The following is a 22584-nucleotide window of genomic DNA, read 5'->3' as shown; positions in this document are numbered from 1 at the left end:
AATGTTTAATAAGCTTTTCCTAATTTCAATCTATTATTAAAGAGTATGGTTGAGTGGTAAAGGCCGAATGTATATACAAACATTTTCGTTGGAGTGTAACGACGCATCTAGTATGGCGTCCGAAATGGATAGGTTATTTAGTGAAAATAAACCTTCTCTCGTTATTGGCTACGGTAATGCCGACTTACCCTTTAACGAGCTTCAACATGGCCTTAGCGCGTTTACCGCGCCTTATTTCATTTCCAGCTCTTGTTTAGGAGCGCTACTTTGCGACGGCAGTACCGTTGACGCGGGGTGCCAGTTAGCGCTTTTTTGTGTGAATGACGATGGTGGAGCCTACGGCGTTGGAAGTGCAGACGCCTCCTGCTACAGCGCCTTTGAAGCTGGCGCCATCGCGTTACAAAATGCGCTAAACAATGCGGGAAGACCTTATGAAAGCCCAGCGTTAATTTGGTGTGCGTTGCCGCCAGGAGAAGAAGAAAGAATACTTGAAGGTTTCGCCAGCATTGTAGGGACTCAAGTTCCTATTTTTGGTGGTTCAATGGCAGACAACACGGTTTCAGGCGACTGGACAACCGTTACAAAAGATGCGTGCGGACCACACACTGTGGTAGTTGCAGTTATGTATCCCTCTACTCCATTAGGGGTGAGTTATAGCTCAGGATACAAGCCAACCGATACCCTATTTAAAGCAACGAAAGCGAAAGGACGCCAACTACAACAGCTTAACAATAGCGGTGCAAGTACCGTTTATAACAAAGCGACCAATAACCTTATCGCTCAACAGCTATATGGCGGTCAAATTTTAGGACTAACATCGTCAGCACCGCTAGGCAGACCAGTAGAATTAGACAACGGTGCGGTGAATTACCTTCTGTGCCACCCCGATTCTGTCGATGAAAGTGGTGCACTACATGTTTTTTCAGAAGTAGAAGAAGGTGAAGAGTTGGTGTTGATGGAAGGTAGCATTTCTAGCCTTACGTCTCGCGCAGAGCGGGTGATAAACAATGCGGTTATGTTGCTACCCGAAAACAGAAAGCCTGTTGGCGTACTAATGATTTACTGCGCAGGATGTCGCTTGATGGTTGGAGACGAAATTAATTTCATGCTGAATTCGCTGCAAGAAAAATTTCCAGCATTACCTATTTGCGGCCCGTTTACTTTTGGCGAGCAAGGGCGCTTTTTAGATGGCAAGAACAGACACGGCAACCTTATGATATCAGCGGTAGTGTTCTCTCAATGAATAAAGATTACGAAAATGTTTTAGAAGATCTAGCGCTAGTTTACCGCCTTAAACAGCAGGCTGAGGCACATAAGAAGGAAAGCGATGCTTTGCTAGAAGGCACTCGTGTATTACTTACCGCAGAGGACGAACAAGACCTTTATAAAAAAATGTTTAGTGTGTTCAAGGGACTGTATAATTATCAAGTTTGCTTTGTTCTTGAGAATGAAAGCGCTGGCAAAATGAGGTGCATTAACAGCACCCATCCACCGCTACTTAACACCGTATGGCAAATCGATGACACACTCTCCCGTGCGGTTAAAAGTGAGCCTATAGCATTATTCAACATTAAGCAGCAAGCGACGTGGCAACGCCACCTATCTTTGTTCGACACGCCCGTCACCTCTGTACTTTATTGTCCATTTAAAGTACATCAGCAACACGCAGTTATTGTGTTTTGCCATCAAGCACTGGGTTATTACACCCAAGAATTTGTCGATATGGCTAACAGATACCGTACCTTTACAGAGCAAATGGCCATGGGGATGCAGGCTAAGTTAATGGCGCTTGAAACGGTGAGGTTGAAAGAAGAAAAAGCCATTGTAGAAAAAAGCCTTATCGATTCAGAAAAAATGGCATCGCTAGGTTTACTTGCCGCTGGTGTTGCCCATGAAATTAATAACCCTGTTGCTTTCATTAATAGCAACATTCACTTTTTACGGAACGTGCTGCCTGCGCTATCGCAAATGCAAGACATCGTCTTACAATTGGCGGCTAGCGCAACCGACGATGAGAGGCTGAAGGTAGCTGAAGCTGCGAAACAGTGGAAGGTTGAAAATAAGATTGATTCATTAAGCGACGAAATTGCAGATATTTGCAGCGAATCAGAGGAAGGCCTAAATAGGGTTACAGACATTATCACCAGTCTTCGCTCTTTTTCCCACGATGCAGATATTCCCGATGATGAAACCGTAAACGTGAACGACTGCATAGCTCATGCCTTGCGATTAGTAAACAGTGAATTGAAGCACCGAATAAAGATTCAACAGCACCTAAGCGATGTGCCTTTAATTAAGGGAAAAACAGGAAAATTAAACCAAGTATTAGTCAATTTATTCGTAAATGCTGCGCAAGCGATGGAAGATGGGGATAAATTAACTATTTCTTCGTTTGAAGAAAAAGATCACACCGTCATAACGGTAAAAGATACGGGCTGCGGTATAGAAAAGCATGCCCTTCAAAAGCTCTTTGAACCGTTTTACACCACCAAACCAACCGGCAAAGGCACTGGATTAGGACTTTATATCTCGTTCTCCATCGTTGAAGCGATGGGGGGAACCATTAGCGTAGAAAGTGAAGTAAACGTGGGCACCACATTTACCCTATCTTTTCCAGCGAAGTTGGAAGATAAAAAAACCGCACAAGAGTGCGGTTTAGATACGTTTAACAGCAACTCCTAGTCGCTTATATCAAGCATTTACTCACTACTTTTTGAACAAAATGTCCATAACGTCAGCCAGCTCGCCTTTGCCTTCACGAATTTCTTCTTCCGACAATCCCGCAATTTCGTGAGGGAAAACCAGCCATTCATCACTTTCGTTAACGTAATAATCTGGCACGATGTCTGTCGTGTTGTTTTGCGGTTTGTACCACGGACATGCAATGCGAATATCTTTAGGCATGTTCAAGCGCATTAGTTTATTAATTTGCTTAATAAGTGCATCTACACTGCGGCCTGAATCGAAAACATCATCAACAATCAACAACTTGTCATCAGCATTCGCGTTTTCTACCAAGTAGTGTAATCCGTGCACACGGATCTCTTTCGATTGTTTGTTTATTCCATAGTAAGACGATGTACGTACTGCGATATGGTCGGTTGATGTATTCTTAAATTCAAAGAATTCTTGAACCGCGATACCAATGGGAGCACCACCACGCCAGATACCAATAATAAAGTCAGGGCGAAAGCCGTCTTCATACACCTTTGCCGCTAGGCGAAAGGAATCCTGTAGAAGCGATTGCGAGGTGATAAAATTCTTGTTCATGACGTCTCACTGGGCAAAATTTAAAAGACCGCGAGTATAGTGAATTTTGCACTAACTTGCACGGTAAATTCAGCGATTTATTCGTTTTGGAGCGCTTGCGACGGTGCAATTTTCATCGCTTTGCGCGCTGGATAAACGCTGGCTAAAACACACAGTAGCAAAGACAGCAAAGCAATGCCTGCAATTTGTACAACGTCCATTTCAATTGGCAGCCCTCTACCGTCTGCCGCTAAGGCTAACGGCGACCCGATAAGGTCCAAAATGTTATTTAATTGGAGCGTAATCACTACGCCTAATACTAGACCAATGCCAGCGCCTTTGATGCCGTTAAACAAGCCGTTTAACACAAAAATCCACATTACTGAACTGGGTAACATACCTTGAGTTTGGAGTACTGCGATATCGCCTTGTTTTTCCGTTACCACCATTACCAGTGCCGAAACGATATTAAATGCCGCTACCGCGATAATAAGCAGCAACATGAGCGTCATCATGTTCTTCTCCATCTTGACGGCATCAAATAGCGGCCCCTGACGCTCACGCCAAGTCTTCATATTATTTACAGAGACACCCACCCTATCGGTGAGCGCGTTAACAACTGCTTGGTAGTTAAAAGCGTCATTTAAAAAGAGTCGAAGCGATTGTTCGCTACCTTTAGGATCTCGCATTAAGCGGTTCACATCCTTAAGGTTCATATACATCACTTTGTCATCCATCTGCGAGCCCATATCGAAGACACCCACCACGGTTACAAGCCGTTGACTTGGCATTCTTCCAAAAGGTGTATACACACTTGCGCCTGCCACCATAACCCGCAATCTGTCTCCAACCCGCGCTTCAAGTTTAATGGCAAGTGAGCGCCCAATAATGGCAGCAAAACTCCCCTCAGTTAAATCGCTAAATCGCCCCTGCTCCATGTGGTTTGCTACCAAAGTGTGCTCAATCATTACTTCAGGTTGAACACCGTGAACCTGAACACCACGCAAGTCCGAGCGAGACTGCACTACTGCTTCAGCTTCCCTGTAAGCCATAGTGGCAACAACGCCTTCGATGGGTGTCTCGCTAATTTCTTTTAAAGTCACTGTCTGCGTTTTTTCTGCAGTTTGCGTGGGTGTCTCTGTAATTGCGTTTTCGTTGGATGTCCTGCTAGGGTTCTCGCTTATGATGGGTGTCTTTGTAACTTCAATATGAGGGACAATGCCTAATATGCGCTGTTTTAGTTGACCTTCTAGGCCGTTCATAACAGACACAACGATAATGAGCGCCATCAACCCCAGTGCAATACCGGCCACTGAAAATCGATTAATAAATGAAACAAAACTGGTTTGGCTTGCTTTGTTAGACTTGGCATAACGATAAGCAATGAATGCAGAAAGAGGATAAAACATAGCGCCTTGCTTTTCAGTAATACGGTAATCTGCCTTATGTTTAGCTATGCTTAATGAATGAGAAATTCAGATAAGTAGCCCAAAGACGAGATGACGGGTTAACCCCAAAATAGTAAAGTGGGTATACTACGTGTGATCGGTATACTACTTATAAGTTACTAACTGCACAAGAATTAGTGGCAGAGGAATGATGTGAGCGAACTTAGCCTAGAACAAAAAAAAGCCCAATTCGATGAATATTTTTCAATCGCACATCGCATAAACGCCAATATGCGCCCGTTAGGTGAAGACGAAGTAGTGCCTGATGAAGAAAACTTAGAGGAGTCGATGCCGTATGCATTTCGCATTGCCAGCGAAATGGCCGCTATTGAAGCGCAAGCAATTCGTCCGCTTCGCAACTTAAGTGACCACGCTGAGTCGCTGGCTGACTACTTAAACCATCAGTCTCGAAAAATTGACTTGATGATGTCGTTCGTTTTGCACCAGCAAGACGAGCCAGAGTTTCGCTTCAAAACCGTAAAGCTCGGTGGTGGCGGTGTGGTCATCGAGTCAAAAGAAGCATTGGATGTGGGCGCCAAAGCGGAACTTAAACTTTTCTTGGATGCCGAAGCTGCAGCAATATTTTGTTTTGGCGAAGTAATTACTTGCGAGCAAGTAGAAGACCGTTACCATATCGCCTTTATTTTTAACACCATTCGAGAGCAAGACCAGGAGCTTTTAGTTCGCGCTAGCTTGCATATTCAAACGCAACAGCTAAGAAAGCGGGCAAAAGAAAAAAAAGCGGGATCTGAATAGACCCTAACATCAGTATATAAGCCGTAAAACTCATCTTGCACTTAAAAAACAGGACGTCATGACAGCCACTTTATTATCGCTTCCATTACCTGCGCCTAAAAAAGAAGCCTCATCACAAGATCACAAACACTGGGGCCAACTTCAAGGCAGCAGTGCCGCACTATGTATCAGCCAAGCACTCAGCCAATACAAAGGCCCTATTGTACTGATTACCGCCGATACTCCGTCGGCAATGAAGCTCGAAAAAGAAATAGCCTTCTTCCTAAGCGATAATGCAAAGCAGACACCTATTACCTTGTTCCCAGATTGGGAAACACTGCCCTACGATTCGTTTTCGCCCCATCAAGACATTGTTTCTCAGCGATTAGAAACCCTGTTCCGCTTTACACAGCAAGGCGAAGGCATATTCATAGTGCCTGTTAACACGTTAATGCAGCGTTTAGCCCCTACCGATTATTTAGCAAAGTATTTGCTTATGCTAAATAAGGGCGACACCTTAGATAGAGATCAGTTCAGACGCAATCTCGAGCAAGCCGGCTACCTGCATGTTAATCAGGTAATGAGCCACAGCGAATTCTCGGTGCGCGGCAGCATCATCGACCTTTTTCCGATGGGAAGCGACCAGCCATTTCGAATAGACTTGTTTGATGACGAAATCGACTCCATTCGCTATTTCGATACTGAAACCCAGCGCTCTGGCGAGGCTGTTAACGAAATTCGCTTGCTTCCAGCACGAGAATTCCCCACAGACAAAGAGGCAATCACGCTTTTCCGCCAGCAGTTTTTAGAAAAGTTCGACGCAAACAATGCATCTGAAAGCGTATTTTCTCAGGTAAGCAAGGGCACCATGCCGAGCGGTGTGGAATATTATCTTCCCCTCTTCTTTGAAAAAACCGCCACGCTTTTTGACTATCTTCACCCTAAAAGCCTGCTATTACTTCACGGTGATGTGCAAGACGCCAGCGAATTTTTCTGGGCCGACGTACAAGAACGTTACGAGCAGTATCGTTATAACTTAGCACGTCCACTGCTTGCACCAGACGAGCTATTTTTACCTATAAATGAGCTATTTGGTGCCATAAAACAGTGGCCTCGTGCATCTCTTTCCAGCAAGGTACTTGAAGAAAAATCAGGTACTAGCAACCTACAGTGTGAAAAGCTTGACGACATCGCGATTAACTCGCAGAAAAAAGTACCTGCTGAAAGACTCATTAAAACGGTAAATCAAGCCACTGACAACGGGGCTAAGGTACTGTTTTGTGCTGAGACCCAAGGTCGCCGAGAGGGTTTGCTAACCGTACTCGCAAAAGCAGGCATCAAACCAAAGATTGTTGATAGCTTTAGCGATTTTATCGCAAGTCACGACAACATTGGCATTACCGTGGGTATGGTTGACAACAGTTTCCGCTGGCAAACCCAGGAAGGCGAACTGTTATTTATTACCGAAACCGAACTATTAGGCCAGAAAGTAAGTCAGCGCCGTCTTCGCGATAAACGCACCGCCACCGACGAAAGCGCCATTATCCGTAATCTTGCCGAACTTTCTATTGGTCAGCCTGTGGTGCACCTCGATCACGGTGTTGGCCGCTATTTGGGTCTTCAAACGTTGGACGCGGGCGGCGTAGCAACTGAATATTTGTGCATCGAGTATGCTAAGCAATCTAAGCTTTACGTGCCTGTGGCCTCGCTTCACTTAATTTCACGCTACACCGGTGGCGACGCCGACAGCGCGCCAGTAAGCGCCTTGGGCTCAGACGCATGGACAAAAGCCAAGCAAAAAGCCGCCGAAAAAGTTCGTGACGTGGCCGCCGAGCTATTAGATGTGTATGCCCGCCGCGCAGCTAAGCCAGGTTTTGCGTATAAAATTAACTGGGACGACTACCAAGCCTTCTCAGACAGCTTCCCCTTTGAAGAAACACCCGACCAAGCCCAAGCTATCGCTGCGGTTATGCACGACATGGGCAGCCCATCGGCTATGGATCGCCTCGTGTGCGGTGACGTAGGTTTCGGTAAAACCGAAGTTGCGATGCGCGCGGCCTTCCTTGCAGCTAATGCTGGTAAACAGGTTGCTATTTTGGTGCCCACTACCCTACTGGCTCAGCAGCATTACGAGAACTTCAAAGACCGTTTCGCGGCATGGCCGTTTGAAATTGAAGTGATGAGCCGTTTTGTAAGCGGTAAAGCGCAAAAATCTGTGGTTGAGCGGATCGGCGAAGGCAAAGTAGATATCGTAGTAGGCACACATAAACTGCTGTCTAGCGATATTAAATATAAAGACTTAGGCCTTGTGATCATCGACGAAGAACATCGCTTTGGCGTGCGTCAAAAAGAGAAACTTAAGTCCTTACGTGCCGATGTAGATATCTTAACGTTAACCGCTACGCCTATTCCTCGTACGCTTAACATGGCGTTATCAGGCATGCGCGACTTATCGATTATTGCCACAGCCCCGGCCCGTCGTTTATCAATTAAGACCTTTGTGCAGCAGCGTAATAAAGCCGTTATTCGCGAAGCCATTATGCGTGAGATACTGCGCGGTGGTCAGGTTTACTTCCTTCACAACGAAGTGGATAGCATTGCGCGAACGGCCGAAGAAATCGCTGAAATCGTTCCTGAAGCCCGTATTGCAGTGGGTCACGGCCAAATGCGCGAGCGTGAACTTGAAGGCGTAATGAGCGACTTCTACCACCAGCGCTACAACGTACTTGTGTGTACTACCATCATTGAAACAGGTATCGACGTACCAAGTGCGAATACCATTATTATGGATAGAGCCGACCATTTAGGTTTAGCGCAGCTGCACCAGCTTCGTGGTCGTGTGGGTCGCTCGCATCATCAAGCGTACGCCTACTTATTAACGCCTCATCCAAAGCGCATGACCAAAGATGCAGTAAAACGTTTAGAAGCAATATCGCAGCTTGAAGATTTAGGTGCAGGTTTTGCGCTTGCTACCCACGATTTAGAAATTCGTGGTGCCGGTGAGCTGCTAGGCGACGATCAATCGGGGCAAATAGCGAGTATTGGTTTCAGTTTGTATATGGATATGCTCGATAAAGCCGTTAACGCGCTTAAAGAAGGCCGAGAGCCATCATTAGACGACGCGACCTCGGGCCATACCGAAGTTGAACTGCGTATTCCAGCCCTATTGCCTGAAGACTATATTGCCGACGTTAACACTCGCCTATCGCTATACAAACGTCTGGCCAGCTGTACGTCCCAAGACGACATTGATGAATTCCAGGTAGAATGTATTGACCGCTTTGGTCTATTGCCAGAGCCAGCTAAAAACTTAATAGAAGTGGCTGAAATTAAACTAAAAGCCCAAGCGTTAGGCATTCTAAAAGTAGACTTGTCGGCCCAAGGCGGTACCATAGAGTTTAAAGAAACCACGAAGGTTAACCCAGGCTATATTATTAGTTTGGTGCAAACCAAACCAAACACCTTTAAGTTTGAAGGAAGCCAAAAACTGCGTTTGGTGAAAAAGACCGAAACAGCTAAAGAGCGCATCGCGTTTATTAGCGATATTATTGCCGATTTTGCAAAGGAGTCGCGGTAACATGAAGTTATCTCGCTGGTGCCCGTTAGTTGCATCAATAAGCGCCGTTCTCTTAACGACAATTTCAACTGCAGCTAACGCCAATGACAACTGGTGGTTCGATGTGGAAGTTATTGCGTTTAAGCGCAACGTGGCACTAACTGAGTTAGAAGAGCAGTTTTCTTTGGCTGACAACTTGTCAGCCCCTCGCGCTCAGGCAGACATCATCAGCGATATCATCTCGCCTGATATAAGCTATCTAAAACAAGGGTTAGCCGTTTGCGGCGCTGATACCTCGGTTAAGTGGCCTAGCAACGGACTTTTGAGCGTGCCCGCAAAAGATGTAGATTTTTTGTCGCTGCCTAAAGATAACAGTGCGCAGTACGGTGACATGTCTTCTAGCCCCTACTCTGAAGAAATGGGCTATGGATATAATGAAACATCTGGTTTAACAGCCAATGAGCCATCTCCTACACCAGACTTAGCGAGTCAGGCACAAAGCGAAACCATTACTGGCGATGAGTATGGCGCTTCTTATTCTTCAACAGACTCCGACTATAGCGATAGCCTTGACTACTCAAATGAGGGGTTCATCACTGACGACGTCACACCCGCTCCTGATGCTGCAACCATCGCCAGCTATTGGACGTATTTCTTCGGCGTAAAAGATTCCTCACCTGTCACGGTGCCTGTATTTAAGTACTGTGAAGAAGCGAAGCCATGGCTTAGCGCTGAGGTAACCACTGCACTGAACGTTGTTGTTCCAGGCGACGACGAACTAAACTCAGGCGTTTCGATAAGCGAGAGCAAGTCTAGAAGCAGCGCGCTTCAACCTGTAATCGTATGGAAGGTGAATCAGCCGGATAATAGGCTACCCGCTCCAGCAAGTTTACCTATTATCATTGAAGGACACGACTGGCCGCTTGCGTCAAAAGCGCATCTGCTTACCAGTAATCAGCAAGCACTGTCTTCAATTTCTCGCCAAATACGTTCTAATCGCGAGCTAGAGCGTTTGTTTCACGCAACCTGGCGTCAGCCAGTTATGTTTGGTAAGAACAAAGCTTTCAACGTGCGTCTTTATGGTGGGCAAAACTACGCGCAGCAGTTTGACTTGAACGGTGATATGCGAGCTCCAAAACACGTTGATAATGTAAACAATGAAACTGACGATTCCGCTCCAGAGTTTGGTTACGGCTCCACCGCCGCTCTTACTGATAATGATGCTTATAAAAACACATCGAGCACAGACGAAAACAGCCTAAGTGGTGTAAGTACTGCTTTTGAAGCTGATAAAACTGCAGCGCATGGCACTGATCAATTTCTTGCTGTTTCAGATATTTTTGCCGATTTGGACCGCCGTTTGTCAAACCCACAGGCTATAGAGTATGGCGCATTTAAAGCGCTTGATACGCCGATTATTGTAGAGCAAGGTGAAGATGACACTACCGACGCTTCGTTAAGAACCCCCATTTGGGAAATTGACGGCACTATCAAAGTATTTCTTAAATATATCAACCGCGTACCTTACCTTCATGTAGATGGCGAGATGTTTTATCGCCAGCCGGTACCAATGAGCTACTTCAGCACTGAAGATGACAGCACTGGTAATGCTGCTAAGCCCCGTCAGGCGACATCAACAGAGTACAAACTGGTTTCAGTTCCGTTAGCTGAACAAAGACGTGTAATCAGTACGCAACTGCATTATTTCGACCACCCGCTGTTTGGTTTTGTAGTACAAATTCGTCGCTACAACCGCCCTGACGTTAGCGAGTGATTTGAGTAAACGCTTACTGTAAGTACTTTGGTTTTAAAAACAAAAAATAATATTTGCGATTGATAGAGAGATTTAGGTTTTTATGAAGATTTACACTCGCACTGGTGATAAGGGCAGCACACAAATTTACGCTGACAAAGCCGTACGTGTAGATAAGGATGATTTAGTAGTACAAAGCTACGGTGATATGGACGAACTCAATAGCCATATCGGACTACTAGCAGCGCATGTTACTGACAAACATAAGCCAATGCTCCAAGACATTCAGCGCAACCTGTTTCAAGCTGGCTTTGCTATTTCAGCAAGCTCAACGCTGACGCAAACTGATATTGAGAACCTAGAAAGCCTTATAGACAATATTACCCGTCAAATGCCGCCTAATACGTCGTTTGTACTGCCTGGCGGAAGTAAGGCTTCTGCGCAAGCTCATGTTTGTCGTGCTGTGTGCCGGCGAGCTGAACGTGCTGTCATTAGCCTATCTAAACATTATGACGTGCCAGAAGTGGTACATGCTTATTTAAATCGCTTAAGCGATTTTCTCTTCACTTTTGCACGATTTATAAACATAGAAGCTGGCGTAGACGAAGTACCAGTTTAAGCGGCCGGCATTAAAATCAGAAAACGAAAAACGGTAGTTATAAAAACTACCGTTCGCTTAAGCGCTTCACCAGCTCAACCCCACTGTCGTATTTATCTTTTAGCCCTGCAGGCATGACACGGTCATAAAGTGCCATAACGCGCTCTTGCTTTTGTAAATCGTTGTTAGACAGGTTAGCAAAGCGCGTTTCCAATCCATCAAGGATAGTCTCAGCCCCTTGCGGATTGTTGCAGGCAAGTACCATGTCGCAACCTGCTTCTAGCGCTGCCTCAGCACGCTCAACGTAACTTCCTGCGACACTTGCGCCGTGCATGGACAAATCATCAGAGAATACTGCACCGCCAAAGCCTAGATCCTGTTTAAGTATATCCTGCAGCCATTTAGTTGAAAAACCCGCAGGCTTATCGCATACCTGATTGTAAATAACATGGGCAGGCATAACGCCATCAAGCAGCGCACGCTCGATGAAGCGTTCAAATACCACCATATCGGTACTGCGTATTTCATCAAATTCGCGTTCGTCGACTGGTAACGCTATATGAGAGTCTGGCGCTACACTGCCATGCCCAGGAAAGTGCTTTCCAATAGCCGGCATATTTACAGCCTTTAAACCTTGGATTAGATGAGCGGCAAGGCGAATAACGTCGTCAGCATTGTCTGAGAATGCCCTGTCACCAACAACTTGCGATACACCATTTATATCAAGCACCGGGGCAAAGCTAAAATCGATATCTAAAGTTTTAAGTTCATAAGCCAATACTAATCCACACGCTTTTGCATATGCTGCACTTTCATCTTGATGCTCTGACTGCCTTAAAATATCGCCCATTGCTGGTATGGCAGTAAAGCCTTCACGAAAACGCTGAACGCGGCCGCCTTCATGATCAACGGCAATCAACACCGGCTGCTTCGCAAAGCGTCTTATATCTTGAACCAGCGCCGAAAGCTGACGCTTGTCGTGATAGTTACGGCTAAATAAAATTACGCCTCCCACCACCGGGTGTGCTAATTTTTCCTTTTCTTCAGGCAAAAGTTCTTCAGCCTGACAGTCCAACATTAGTGGTCCCACAGCACCGCCTTAGTATGTGTCATAAAACATCACTTCAAATTTGCAATTTCTGTAGTTAGGATAGAGAAAAATAGGGAGTTTTACACGTGATAAATTGGTTCAAGTGGTTGGTTTTAAGTGTTTTAACATTACTTTTGTTAACAGCATTAGGCTTGTATACATCGCTTCGTCTTAGTTTACCTGCGCTTGACGGAAACAGTGCCACTTATCACGTGAATGCACCTACTGAGCTAAGCCGTGACGAACTAGGCCATGCTATTATCAATGCTAACGATATTTTCGACGCAGCCTATGCACTAGGTTTTGCCCATGCTCAAGATCGTTTCTTTCAAATGGATTTACAACGCCGTGCCGCATCGGGCAGTTTGTCACAATGGGTGGGGGACATTGCCCTAGATGTTGATAAAAAAGCCCGCTTTCATCAATTTGAGAAACGAGCAAAAGTCGTATTCGATAACCTCCCCTCAAAACAACAAGAACTACTCGTACGCTACGCTCACGGCGTAAATGACGCATTGTCTGAGTATGCGTTGCCACCCTTTGAATACCTAGCTGCAGGCGTTGATATAAAACAATGGCGCCCCACCGACAGTATTCTTGTGATTTACAGTATGTATTTGGATTTACAAGGTAGCCAAGTAGAACTTGATTTAGCAAGAGAGGCATTGCTTTCAACATTTGGGAATGATTTATACAGCTTCATTACTCAGCCGAGTAATTATCAGGCAGCGCTTGATGCCAGCGAGATACCACTGCTTGAAGCACCTATTCCTGACTACCCTGCATCGCTACGCCCAATTACTCATTCACCAGAAGATAGTAACGACGAGAGCCTTGAGCGAGATCCTGAGGACGAATCTGCCCAGAAGCTAAACGATAACGACAATACGGCTATCGCCCGTGCACAATACAACGGTACTGAGCTTCCTGATATCGGTAGCAACAACTGGGCGGTAACCGGGAGTCACACCACGTCAGGCGCAGGCCTTTTAGCGAACGACATGCATTTAGGATTGCGGGTTCCCATCATCTGGTATCGCGCCCAGCTAAACTATCAAGAATCAGGCAGCGATGTGCAAGTAACCGGGGTTTCCCTGCCGGGCATTCCTGGCATAGTTGTAGGCACCAACGGCCATATCGCCTGGGGTTTTACCAATGCAAATTTAGACAATGTAGATTGGATTGAGTTAGACGAAACAACGCCCACAAGCACGGTAACAGAGCGTATTCCTTTACCTGACGATGAACATACATTTGAGTTTGAAGTAAGTTCGTATGGGCCAGTAAAAGAACTTAATGGCAAGCGCTATGCACTAAATTGGGTAGCGCATCATCCGTTTGCCGCCAATTTGAACATTACAAATTTCGGCACCGCCAAAAATATTCAAACAGCAATAAAGATAGGCCAACGCATTGCTATCCCCACGCAAAACCTGGTAATTGTGGATGAAGACGGCAACGCTGTATGGCTTCCTGGTGGCGCGGTGATGGAAAGGCAACAGGCTTCATTCACCGCTATACCAGAGCAAGAAGCAGTGAACATAACACCAAAGCGTGCACTAAAGCTTCCCATGGTTTTAAACCCCGATATGGGAAGAATATGGACTGCGAATGCCAGAGTAATTTCAGCTGATGACTTCAAAATCTGGGGCGACGGTGGTTATGCGCTAGGTGCACGCGGGCAACAAATAAGAGACCGCTTATTTGAAAAGGACACCTTTACGGAGACTGATTTTTACGCCATTCAGTTAGATAATCACGCCCGCTTTCTTATTCCTTGGCAGCACCTTTTATATGGGCTGCTCAACATGCAAGATATCGAATTTAAGCCAGACCTTGCGTATCTAAACACTTGGGACGAATGCGCATGTGAAGATTCGGTTGGCTACACCCTGGTAAAATATTTTAGGCAAGAAGTAGTACAAACCCTTTTTGGAGGCGTGCTTTCAACATTAGACCAACAAGGTGTAAACAGTCGTACACTGTTACGTGGCATTGAACCAGCTGTGTGGCAACTTATTCATAGTCAGCCTGAATCTTGGCTGCCTGCCAATATTGAAAGTTTTGACGAGCTACTTGTAGACGCTTACAGGCGCGCCAAACACAAGTTATTAGACAAGTATTCACCGGTAGAAGCTAATATGGAAACATTAGCTTGGGGCAAAGTGAACGCACTGTCTGTGAAACATCCATTTGCTGATCAAATTCCGCTAGTTGGTAACATGTTAAACATGCAGCTAGTGGAGGGGTTTGGTGATACATACATGCCCGCCGTACAGGCACCTAGCTTCGGCGCCTCTGAGCGATTTTTTGTCAGCCCTGGCCATCTAGAAGATGCCATTTTAACGCTACCTGGCGGACAATCTGGACACCCGCTTTCAGAATTTTACGCGTCTGGATTTAACGACTACGCAACGCACGCTGCTACACCGTTACTCCCCAATGAGCCCATATACAGCCGAACATTTTATAGAAAAGAGGTTGAATGACACCTGCAATCACACTACTTACCAAAAAACGTATCGCGCACACGGTATTAAAGTATGACCACGACGCAAATGCGGCATCTTACGGGCTAGAAGCGGTTGAGAAGCTAAACCTTGACGCGGATACCGTTTTTAAAACTTTGGTAGTGAGTACAGATAACAACAAGCTTGCCGTGGCCGTGGTCCCTGTAAACACCAAACTTAGCGAAAAGAAAATGGCCAAAGCGTTAGGTGTTAAAAAGGTAGAAATGGCGCAAGCAAATGCAGTAATGGTTGCAACAGGCTACGTACTTGGTGGTGTAAGCCCATTAGGGCAGAAAAAGCGGTTAGCGAGCGTCATTCATAAAAGCGCTGAAAATCTGCAAACTATTCATGTAAGCGCCGGAAAACGAGGTTTAGAAGTGGCCCTCGCCCCATCTGATCTAGCTACGCTAACAAATGCTAAGTTTGCAGATATTTCAGTAGATTGAACAAAGATTGAGATAGTGCGTTACTTGGCTACTTACTAGCCTGGGCTAACCATTGCTCACGCGCTTCTTTTAGCGCGGCTTCATCAGGCTGCTCGCTTCCTGAAATAGCTACAGCAATTTGTTGAATGATCGTATCACGCTTTTCAATCAGTGCATCAGTGCGGGGAAACAAGTCTTTGGCTTCCGGATATTGCTCTTTAAGCGTTTCTACCTCTTCCAACGCATAATAGCGCGCTTCAAACGCTTCGTTGTACAGCTGGCGTTTAGCATTGAATACAACGTAATCCTTCGCAGTTTCGGAATTAAGATAATCCATATCTTCAGATGACAGGTTAGCAGCTTGCCCTACCTCACGGGCTTGTGCCATCCAAGAATCTACGACTTCGAGATTTTCATCTTTCACGGCCTGCTTAACCCCTTCCTGCAAATCGCTTGCGTGAAGAATTTCCATTACCGTAATAAGCGGAACTTGGGCTGCGTCTTGGTCTCGTTTGTCTGCATCCAGCGACAGATAAGCAAACCATGAAAACGTAGTAGCAATAATAATAGCAAGAACGACAAGTGCTTTCTTCACACTTTCCTCCAAAGAAATTGCATATGAAAACCAGTGCGACGGCACTGTATAAAAGAAGCAATACAAAAAGAGCGAGAGACCCCGCTCTTTTTCAGTATTGTAACGACCTAAAGATTATTGGTCGACAGGTGCAGAGTTTTCAACTCGGCTTTTCAATTTTTGGCCCGGGCGGAATGTAACCACACGACGTGCTTTAATTGGAATGTCTTCACCGGTTTTTGGATTGCGGCCAGGACGTTCATTTTTATCACGCAGGTCAAAGTTGCCAAAACCTGACAGTTTTACTTGCTCACCAGATTCCAGAGCGCCTTTAATCTCTTCGAAAAAAAGCTCTACCAGATCCTTCGCATCACGCTTGTTAATGCCTAGTTTCTCGAATAGGTGTTCAGCCATCTCGGCTTTGGTCAATGCCATAGTTTACTCTCTTAACGCGGCCCCAAACTCAGATTCCAGACCTTTAACCACAGTATCCACAGCTTGCTGAATTTCAGCTTCTTCCAAGGTTTTATCCGGATCTTGTAAATGAAGTGACAAAGCAAGGCTCTTATAGCCAGGCTCAATTCCCTTGCCTTTGTATTCATCGAACAAGTTTAGAGCAACTAGTTGATTTACGCCAATTTTTTCTATGTAAGAAAGTACATTTCCTACACGCACTTCATCTTTAACCGTAATAGCAATATCACGGCGGTTCGATGGGAAGCGCGATACCGGTACTGCTGACGGTAATTTGCGGTCTGTAATGGCATCTACCACTAGCTCAAACACAAATACACGTCCGTTTACACCGAGCAATTTTGTAAATTGCGGATGTATAGCACCAATATAGCCAACTTCTTCATCATTAAGCAAAATTTTTGCAGTCATACCAGGGTGCAGCGCACTGTGCTGCCCTGTTACGAATTGAAACTCGCCTGATTTACCAGTAAGTGCCAATAACGCTTCTACATCTGCTTTTGCATCGAAGAAATCAACTGGGCTGTCGCCCAAGTCCCAATGCTCTTCGTTACGACGCCCTGCTACTACACCACCAATTACTTGCTGTTGCAATACACCATTTGGCGCATCTTGTTGAGGAATAAAGCGTAATCCGGTTTCAAACATGCGAACACGTTGTTGTTGACGCTTCTGATTATAAGCAGTAGCACCAACTAATCCCGGCCATAAACTTACACGCATTACCGACATATCAGACGAAATAGGATGTGGTAAAACCATGCCCTTTACGTCTGGGAACAAGGCGTTTTGAATTTTGGGGTCAACAAACGAATAAGTAATCGCTTCGTTGTAGCCACGGCTTAGCAGCAATGACTTCATTGTATTCAGAGGCAGCTTAGCTTCTTGCGAAGGTAACATTGCCAAGGTTGCTTTTGGCGCAACGTTTGGAATATTGTTGTAGCCGTAAACACGCGCAATTTCTTCAATCAAATCTTCTTCAATTGAAATGTCGAAACGATAGCTTGGCGCAACTGCTTCCCAGCCTGCTTCGGTTTGCGTTACGTCTAAACCAAGGCGGTTTAGCATTTCGGTTACTTTTGCATCGTCAATGCTAATACCAAGCACGCGAGACAAACGTTCGCGACGAAGTGTAACCGTTGCCTGCTTAGGTAACTTGTCTTCTGCTACCGCTTCAACCACAGGGCCCGCTTCACCACCACAAATTTCAAGTACTAGTGCTGTAGCACGCTCCATCGCTTTACGCTGAAGCTGTGGGTCTACACCTCGCTCATAGCGATGCGACGCATCGGTGTGTAAACCGTACTGACGGGCACGGCCCATAATCGCATCGCGACTAAAGAAAGCACTTTCAAGCAAGATGTCTTGAGTGTCAGCCGTTACTCCAGAGTGAAGACCGCCGAAGATACCCGCCATTGCGAGCGCTTTATTGTCATCAGCAATCACCAAGGTGTTGCTTTGTAGCTTCGCTTCGGTTTCGTCAAGTAGTGTGAGCGTTTCGCCTTCATTAGCCATACGCACGTTAATGTTGCCTTCAATGCTAGCAAGATTAAACGCGTGCATTGGCTGGCCAAGCTCTAGCAATACAAAGTTAGTAACATCTACAATGGGGTCGATGCTGCGAATGCCGCAGCGACGCAGCTTTTCAACTAACCATAGTGGCGATGCAGCTTTAACGTTAACGCCCTTAACCACACGACCTAAATAACGCGGGCATGCGTCATCAGCGCTTAGCGTAATTGATAATTTATCATCAATAGTTGCCTCTACCGCTGCTACTTCAGGTTCGCAAACGTCAAGATTATTTAATACGCCAACTTCACGGGCAATGCCGCGAATACCCAAGCAGTCTGCACGGTTTGGTGTCAGGTCTACTTCGATTGCGTTGTCATCAAGACCAAGATAATCGCGAATGTCTGTGCCAATAGGTGCATCAGCTGGAAGCTCGATAATACCATCGTGGTCGTCGCTAATACCTAGCTCAGAGAAGCTACATAGCATACCGAATGACGGCTCGCCGCGAAGCTTTGCTTTTTTAATTTTAAAATCGCCTGGCAATACAGCGCCAACAACAGCAACTGCTACTTTAATGCCCTGACGGCAGTTAGGCGCACCACAAACGATATCAAGTAGCTCATCGCCACCCACGTTTATTTTAGTTACGCGCAGTTTGTCGGCGTTAGGATGCTGACCGCACTCAACCACTTCACCTACTAGCACGCCTTTAAAATCGCCTGCTACTGGCTCAACACCGTCTACTTCAAGGCCAGCCATGCTCAACTGTTCAGACAGCTCATGTGCCGACAGCGACGGGTTAACCCACTCTCTTAACCATTTTTCACTGAATTTCATGTGTACTCTCTGCCTTAGTTGAACTGCTTAAGGAAACGAAGATCGTTTTCAAAGAACGCGCGCAAGTCGTTAACACCGTAACGAAGCATAGTTAAGCGCTCTACGCCCATGCCAAAGGCAAAACCTGTGTACTCTTCTGGGTCAATACCCACAGCTTTAAGTACATTTGGGTGCACCATGCCGCAGCCCAATACTTCAAGCCACTGACCGTTTTTACCCATTACGTCTACTTCAGCTGACGGCTCAGTAAACGGGAAATAAGACGGACGGAAGCGAATTTCTAGTGACTCTTCAAAGAAGTGATGTAAGAAGTCATGCAAAATACCTTTAAGGTCGGTAAAGCTAACGTTCTTATCAACCATCAAACCTTCCACTTGGTGGAACATCGGCGTGTGTGTTTGATCGTAGTCGTTACGATACACACGTCCTGGCGAGATAATACGCAATGGTGGCTTTTCCGCTTCCATAGTACGAATTTGAACACCAGAGGTTTGCGTACGAAGCATCATGTCTGGGTTGAAATAAAAGGTATCGTGGTCGGCACGCGCTGGGTGATTCGCTGGAATATTCAGCGCGTCGAAGTTGTGAAAACCATCTTCAATTTCAGGGCCAGTCTTAACTGCAAAGCCAAGCTCACCAAAGAAAGATTCGATACGTGCAATCGTGCGGCTAACCGGGTGTAAGTTTCCTGGCTTTTCTGTGCGACCAGGCAAAGTTACATCTACTGCTTCTTCTGCTAGCTTTTTGTTTAGCTCTTCAGTGCGTAAAAACTCACCTTTTGCAGAAATAGCTTGCTGAATAACCTGCTTAGCTTGGTTAATCTTTTGGCCAGCGGCAGGACGTTCTTCGTTAGATAACTTTCCAAGCCCTTTAAGTAAGTCGGTAAGTTTACCTTTCTTACCCATGAATTCGACCCTAACTTGGTCTAATGTGGCTGCATCTTGTGCAGCGTCAATCTGGCTTTGTGCCTGATTGATAATAGCGTCAAGCTCCATGTTTTCCTCAATTTACATGATGACTGCATGGCCAAAGCATAGGAAGAATTATTCTGTGCGCTAAGGCTTGCCTGAAATAAAAGCGGTAGTTTACACGAGTGACTGACATTACCGCTACCCTATATAGCTGATAATGGCGAAATTTTGGAAAACAAAGTACTTTAGCGAACAAAGCAATAAAATTTAATACACTTTATATTTCAATTCCGCTTGTGCACATCGAAATAGATAACTAGACTTTAGTTATCGGTTTTCGAAGACTGTGCGTGACATTCGTCGTATCTCAGCAGTTCTTTAAATAAGCAACTCGAATTTAAATCGTTCCTAGATATCTTCATCCATAAAAAAGGAATTTCTAATGAAAGTCCAAATTGTTTTTTCTACACTATCGAAGGTTTTTTTTGCTATATCTATCTTAGCTTTATTCTGCTCTTGTAGTAACTTCACGCAACAAGCTAAGAATAAAAAAAGTGAACAATTGGGCGAAACGATTCTAACTGCATTAGAAAACCACTCTGATTTAAGCGAATCACAAATAGCGGACATTATTTCTGATATCGCAAAGTCAAATAGTACGAGCAATCTTTCAACAGCTCAAATAAATACATCTATAGTACTTTTTAATGAAGGCCTCCTCTCTTCGGTTGGTAATGGAAACTTCGAGCGGCTGTCGCGCTTGAATAAAGAAAATCAAACGGTTAAAAGCCAAAAAGTTCAAACATTATTCACCCTTTTCCCAGAATACGCTAAATCTATAGCGTCGAATCTTATAAAATACAGCGTTTATAAAGAGGATGAATTACTCGAAGTTGCGTTAAGCAGTAATTTAGATCCATCAATCATGCTTCAAGCTGCTGCAGCTGGAAATTCACCTGATATATTGAGAATTGGCTGGGGGGGCAGCGGCGCTTTTAGCAGTATCGTTGAATATAACGGTGAGATCTATGCATCATCTGACGTTACTGGTGTTTGGAGACACAAACGCCCTCATTGGTATCCCGTTGTTGAAGGGCTCACCAATTACAATATCACAGGCCTTCTTGTTCACAACAATACTCTTCTTGCTGCCACAAAAAAGCAGATACTAAAGCTCGGAGAGAACAATGTTTGGTCGCCTATAGGTTTAGCGATAAATACATACCGAAATACTACGCTTCAACTTTATTCAACTTCAGCAAATGGTACTACCTGCTTTGCAGCACTTGAGGCAAGGCTAGGCTGTATAGATGAGCAAGGCAGTGTATCGAGGAAACATCTTTCGTTAAGCAAGTTAAAAGGTGTTTACTTCAGTGAAGAAGATAACAACTACATCTATGGTTTTAACGATAATAAACTTTACAGAATAGATATATTTGATGGTAGCCATACTCTTGAATATACGTTTTCCAAAAACATTTTACGTATAGCAAAATTAAGTAACGACTCAGAGCCTTTAGTGTTCACTCAAAACGGCATCTACGAATTAGGCTCTTTTGCCAACATCAATATAGAGCTAAATAACAAAAGCATTGTGAACGTTTTAATAGACTCGAGCCCAACTGGTAAGCACTTTGTAGCACTCGGGGGACAGTGGAACGCTACTATTCATGAACTAACTACAGAGCCCTCTGGTTTGTCCATAGGCTCGAAGGTTAATATTGTCTACGACAGGTCACTGCCCTATAGACAATGGCGGAAATCAATGACTAAACCAATTGGTATGCCGCACAATGTAAAAGGCAAAATATGGTTTGGCGATTATTGGGGAATATACGCGTATGATATCAATTCTAATCAGTTTTATGAGAAATCATATGATGCTAGCAATTTTGTAGGCACCGATATTCATATAGCCAACAATACTCTATATATAACCGCTATGGACAACGGCCTAATATCAATGCCGTTAGATAGGCCGAATAAATTCACGCCCATTTTTCCACGAAAATCATCAGACTGGTTGTTAGCTGGCCATGCATGGTCTGTTGACAGTAACGCAGAAGGTGTTTTTGCCACACTCTCGCCTTGGAACTTGTCGCAAGACTATCTACTATCAGCTGATACAGATGACAAGTTTAGAAATGTTCAAAAAATTGACGATTCAAATGCACGACGTGATACAACTACATTTTGGGGGCAAAGCTACTCAAGAAGACTTGTACTTGAAGATGATATTTTTGTATATAAAGACGGTGCCGATAACGGCGGACTATACAAATTAAATTACTCACCACGCGATGACAATAGTGACATTCAAGAAAGTTCTAGCCAAAAGCTTTTTTCTTCAGGAAAAAACCGTGTCTATCGTGCATTTACAAAATATCAGGATTCGCTGGTCTCTTTTCAAATAGATGAGCAAAAGCAGTTGTACTTTCATAATATAAACACTGGGGAACTAACTAAAACAGTCGATGCGCCAGACGGGCTATGGGCATTCAATTTAGAAGTTATAGACAACTCACTTTATTTATTAGGCTCACTAGGTGGTGCTGTTATATATCGATTTAATAGCATTGATGAAACGCTCACGGAAATAGTAAAAGTGCCGTCTGCTTCAGCTTTTCTAACAATCAAAAATGCTCCAGATCACTCGATCACTTTAGCAGGTGCAATTGACTGGAGCGCAGAGCCAAACGGGAAAGTTTTACTACAACATGATAATGAAAATGAGTGGATTGATATAACTTGTATAATGCCGAACCAAAGCGGGGCGGTCGATATTGAGTTCACAGAAGATGGTGAGTACGTGTACATTCTTCAGCAGGTTAGCTCGGTAGTTAGAATAGAGGTTTCAAAGCTACAGAGTTACAAAGGGTGCGCAAACTAACATATTTTAAAAGTTGAGT

General features: G+C 44.9%; 16 protein-coding genes. 9 read left to right on the top strand and 7 right to left on the bottom strand.

Going from position 1 to position 22584, the window contains the following annotated elements:
- The first annotated feature begins 67 nt into the window (after nucleotides 1-67).
- The gene (locus AWH61_RS05215) at nucleotides 68-1243 is read left to right on the top strand and encodes an FIST signal transduction protein (RefSeq protein ID WP_075176661.1); all 1176 of its coding nucleotides are present in this window, start codon (nucleotides 68-70) and stop codon (nucleotides 1241-1243) included.
- A complete protein-coding gene (locus AWH61_RS05210) occupies nucleotides 1240-2682 on the top strand; it encodes a sensor histidine kinase (RefSeq protein WP_075176382.1) in 1443 nt (480 codons plus the stop codon). The genes AWH61_RS05215 and AWH61_RS05210 overlap by 4 nt, the downstream gene beginning before the upstream one ends.
- Before the next feature lie 24 nt (nucleotides 2683-2706).
- On the opposite strand, the gene AWH61_RS05205 is transcribed toward AWH61_RS05210, so the two are convergent.
- Together AWH61_RS05205 and AWH61_RS05200 are read right to left on the bottom strand one after the other, a co-directional pair.
- Nucleotides 2707-3270, bottom strand: a complete 564-nt coding sequence (locus AWH61_RS05205) for a phosphoribosyltransferase (protein WP_014949139.1) — start codon at nucleotides 3268-3270, stop codon at nucleotides 2707-2709.
- A gap of 77 nt (nucleotides 3271-3347) precedes the next feature.
- Nucleotides 3348-4658 (bottom strand): lipoprotein-releasing ABC transporter permease subunit, encoded by a 1311-nt coding sequence (locus AWH61_RS05200; RefSeq protein ID WP_075176381.1) that lies wholly within the window; start codon nucleotides 4656-4658, stop codon nucleotides 3348-3350.
- 192 nt (nucleotides 4659-4850) lie between these two features.
- Between AWH61_RS05200 and AWH61_RS05195 the strand changes: the two genes are divergently transcribed.
- The 4 genes from AWH61_RS05195 (at nucleotide 4851) to AWH61_RS05180 (ending at nucleotide 11360) form a co-directional block, all read left to right on the top strand.
- On the top strand, nucleotides 4851-5453 hold the full coding sequence (locus AWH61_RS05195) for a PilZ domain-containing protein (protein ID WP_014976255.1): 603 nt from the start codon (nucleotides 4851-4853) through the stop codon (nucleotides 5451-5453).
- A 58-nt stretch (nucleotides 5454-5511) separates the two neighbouring features.
- A complete protein-coding gene (mfd, locus tag AWH61_RS05190) occupies nucleotides 5512-9009 on the top strand; it encodes a transcription-repair coupling factor (RefSeq protein ID WP_075176380.1) in 3498 nt (1165 codons plus the stop codon).
- A gap of 1 nt (nucleotide 9010) precedes the next feature.
- On the top strand, nucleotides 9011-10762 hold the full coding sequence (locus AWH61_RS05185; RefSeq protein ID WP_075176379.1) for a CsiV family protein: 1752 nt from the start codon (nucleotides 9011-9013) through the stop codon (nucleotides 10760-10762).
- 82 nt (nucleotides 10763-10844) lie between these two features.
- Nucleotides 10845-11360 (top strand): cob(I)yrinic acid a,c-diamide adenosyltransferase, encoded by a 516-nt coding sequence (locus tag AWH61_RS05180; RefSeq protein WP_049586488.1) that lies wholly within the window; start codon nucleotides 10845-10847, stop codon nucleotides 11358-11360.
- Nucleotides 11361-11406: 46 nt separating this feature from the next.
- Here the strand turns inward: AWH61_RS05180 and nagZ are convergent, their stop codons facing one another.
- On the bottom strand, nucleotides 11407-12417 hold the full coding sequence (nagZ, locus tag AWH61_RS05175; protein WP_075176378.1) for a beta-N-acetylhexosaminidase: 1011 nt from the start codon (nucleotides 12415-12417) through the stop codon (nucleotides 11407-11409).
- A gap of 98 nt (nucleotides 12418-12515) precedes the next feature.
- Between nagZ and AWH61_RS05170 the strand changes: the two genes are divergently transcribed.
- Together AWH61_RS05170 and ybaK are read left to right on the top strand one after the other, a co-directional pair.
- The gene (locus AWH61_RS05170; RefSeq protein ID WP_075176377.1) at nucleotides 12516-14918 is read left to right on the top strand and encodes a penicillin acylase family protein; all 2403 of its coding nucleotides are present in this window, start codon (nucleotides 12516-12518) and stop codon (nucleotides 14916-14918) included.
- The gene (gene ybaK / locus AWH61_RS05165) at nucleotides 14915-15385 is read left to right on the top strand and encodes a Cys-tRNA(Pro) deacylase (RefSeq protein WP_075176376.1); all 471 of its coding nucleotides are present in this window, start codon (nucleotides 14915-14917) and stop codon (nucleotides 15383-15385) included. The genes AWH61_RS05170 and ybaK overlap by 4 nt, the downstream gene beginning before the upstream one ends.
- A gap of 28 nt (nucleotides 15386-15413) precedes the next feature.
- On the opposite strand, the gene AWH61_RS05160 is transcribed toward ybaK, so the two are convergent.
- From AWH61_RS05160 to pheS, 4 genes are all read right to left on the bottom strand, one after another.
- Nucleotides 15414-15959 carry a hypothetical protein gene (locus AWH61_RS05160; RefSeq protein ID WP_075176375.1) on the bottom strand — a complete coding sequence of 182 codons (546 nt, stop codon included), beginning with the start codon at nucleotides 15957-15959 and terminating at the stop codon, nucleotides 15414-15416.
- 114 nt (nucleotides 15960-16073) lie between these two features.
- Nucleotides 16074-16373, bottom strand: a complete 300-nt coding sequence (gene ihfA, locus AWH61_RS05155; protein ID WP_014949129.1) for an integration host factor subunit alpha — start codon at nucleotides 16371-16373, stop codon at nucleotides 16074-16076.
- A gap of 3 nt (nucleotides 16374-16376) precedes the next feature.
- On the bottom strand, nucleotides 16377-18764 hold the full coding sequence (gene pheT, locus AWH61_RS05150; RefSeq protein WP_075176374.1) for a phenylalanine--tRNA ligase subunit beta: 2388 nt from the start codon (nucleotides 18762-18764) through the stop codon (nucleotides 16377-16379).
- A gap of 14 nt (nucleotides 18765-18778) precedes the next feature.
- Entirely contained in the window at nucleotides 18779-19759 is a 981-nt protein-coding gene (gene pheS, locus AWH61_RS05145; RefSeq protein ID WP_075176373.1) for a phenylalanine--tRNA ligase subunit alpha, read from the bottom strand.
- 358 nt (nucleotides 19760-20117) lie between these two features.
- Between pheS and AWH61_RS05140 the strand changes: the two genes are divergently transcribed.
- Nucleotides 20118-22565 carry a hypothetical protein gene (locus AWH61_RS05140; RefSeq protein ID WP_075176372.1) on the top strand — a complete coding sequence of 816 codons (2448 nt, stop codon included), beginning with the start codon at nucleotides 20118-20120 and terminating at the stop codon, nucleotides 22563-22565.
- Nucleotides 22566-22584: the final 19 nt, after the last annotated feature.

Origin of the sequence: Alteromonas sp. W12, from assembly GCF_001924945.1 — a bacterium.
Taxonomy (GTDB): Bacteria; Pseudomonadota; Gammaproteobacteria; order Enterobacterales; family Alteromonadaceae; genus Alteromonas; species Alteromonas macleodii.
Note: the sequence above shows the minus strand (reverse complement) of the source record. Positions and strands in the feature narration are given on the sequence as shown.

Bases quoted from the DNA above. Each gene is read 5' to 3' on its own strand.
- ybaK (WP_075176376.1), top strand. From the start codon at position 14,915: ATGACACCTGCAATCACACTACTTACCAAAAAACGTATCGCGCACACG.
- mfd (WP_075176380.1), top strand. From the start codon at position 5,512: ATGACAGCCACTTTATTATCGCTTCCATTACCTGCGCCTAAAAAAGAA.
- AWH61_RS05185 (WP_075176379.1), top strand. From the start codon at position 9,011: ATGAAGTTATCTCGCTGGTGCCCGTTAGTTGCATCAATAAGCGCCGTT.
- ihfA (WP_014949129.1), bottom strand. From the start codon at position 16,373: ATGGCATTGACCAAAGCCGAGATGGCTGAACACCTATTCGAGAAACTA.
- AWH61_RS05140 (WP_075176372.1), top strand. From the start codon at position 20,118: ATGAAAGTCCAAATTGTTTTTTCTACACTATCGAAGGTTTTTTTTGCT.
- AWH61_RS05210 (WP_075176382.1), top strand. From the start codon at position 1,240: ATGAATAAAGATTACGAAAATGTTTTAGAAGATCTAGCGCTAGTTTAC.
- AWH61_RS05215 (WP_075176661.1), top strand. From the start codon at position 68: ATGTATATACAAACATTTTCGTTGGAGTGTAACGACGCATCTAGTATG.
- nagZ (WP_075176378.1), bottom strand. From the start codon at position 12,417: ATGTTGGACTGTCAGGCTGAAGAACTTTTGCCTGAAGAAAAGGAAAAA.
- pheS (WP_075176373.1), bottom strand. From the start codon at position 19,759: ATGGAGCTTGACGCTATTATCAATCAGGCACAAAGCCAGATTGACGCT.
- pheT (WP_075176374.1), bottom strand. From the start codon at position 18,764: ATGAAATTCAGTGAAAAATGGTTAAGAGAGTGGGTTAACCCGTCGCTG.
- AWH61_RS05180 (WP_049586488.1), top strand. From the start codon at position 10,845: ATGAAGATTTACACTCGCACTGGTGATAAGGGCAGCACACAAATTTAC.
- AWH61_RS05200 (WP_075176381.1), bottom strand. From the start codon at position 4,658: ATGTTTTATCCTCTTTCTGCATTCATTGCTTATCGTTATGCCAAGTCT.
- AWH61_RS05205 (WP_014949139.1), bottom strand. From the start codon at position 3,270: ATGAACAAGAATTTTATCACCTCGCAATCGCTTCTACAGGATTCCTTT.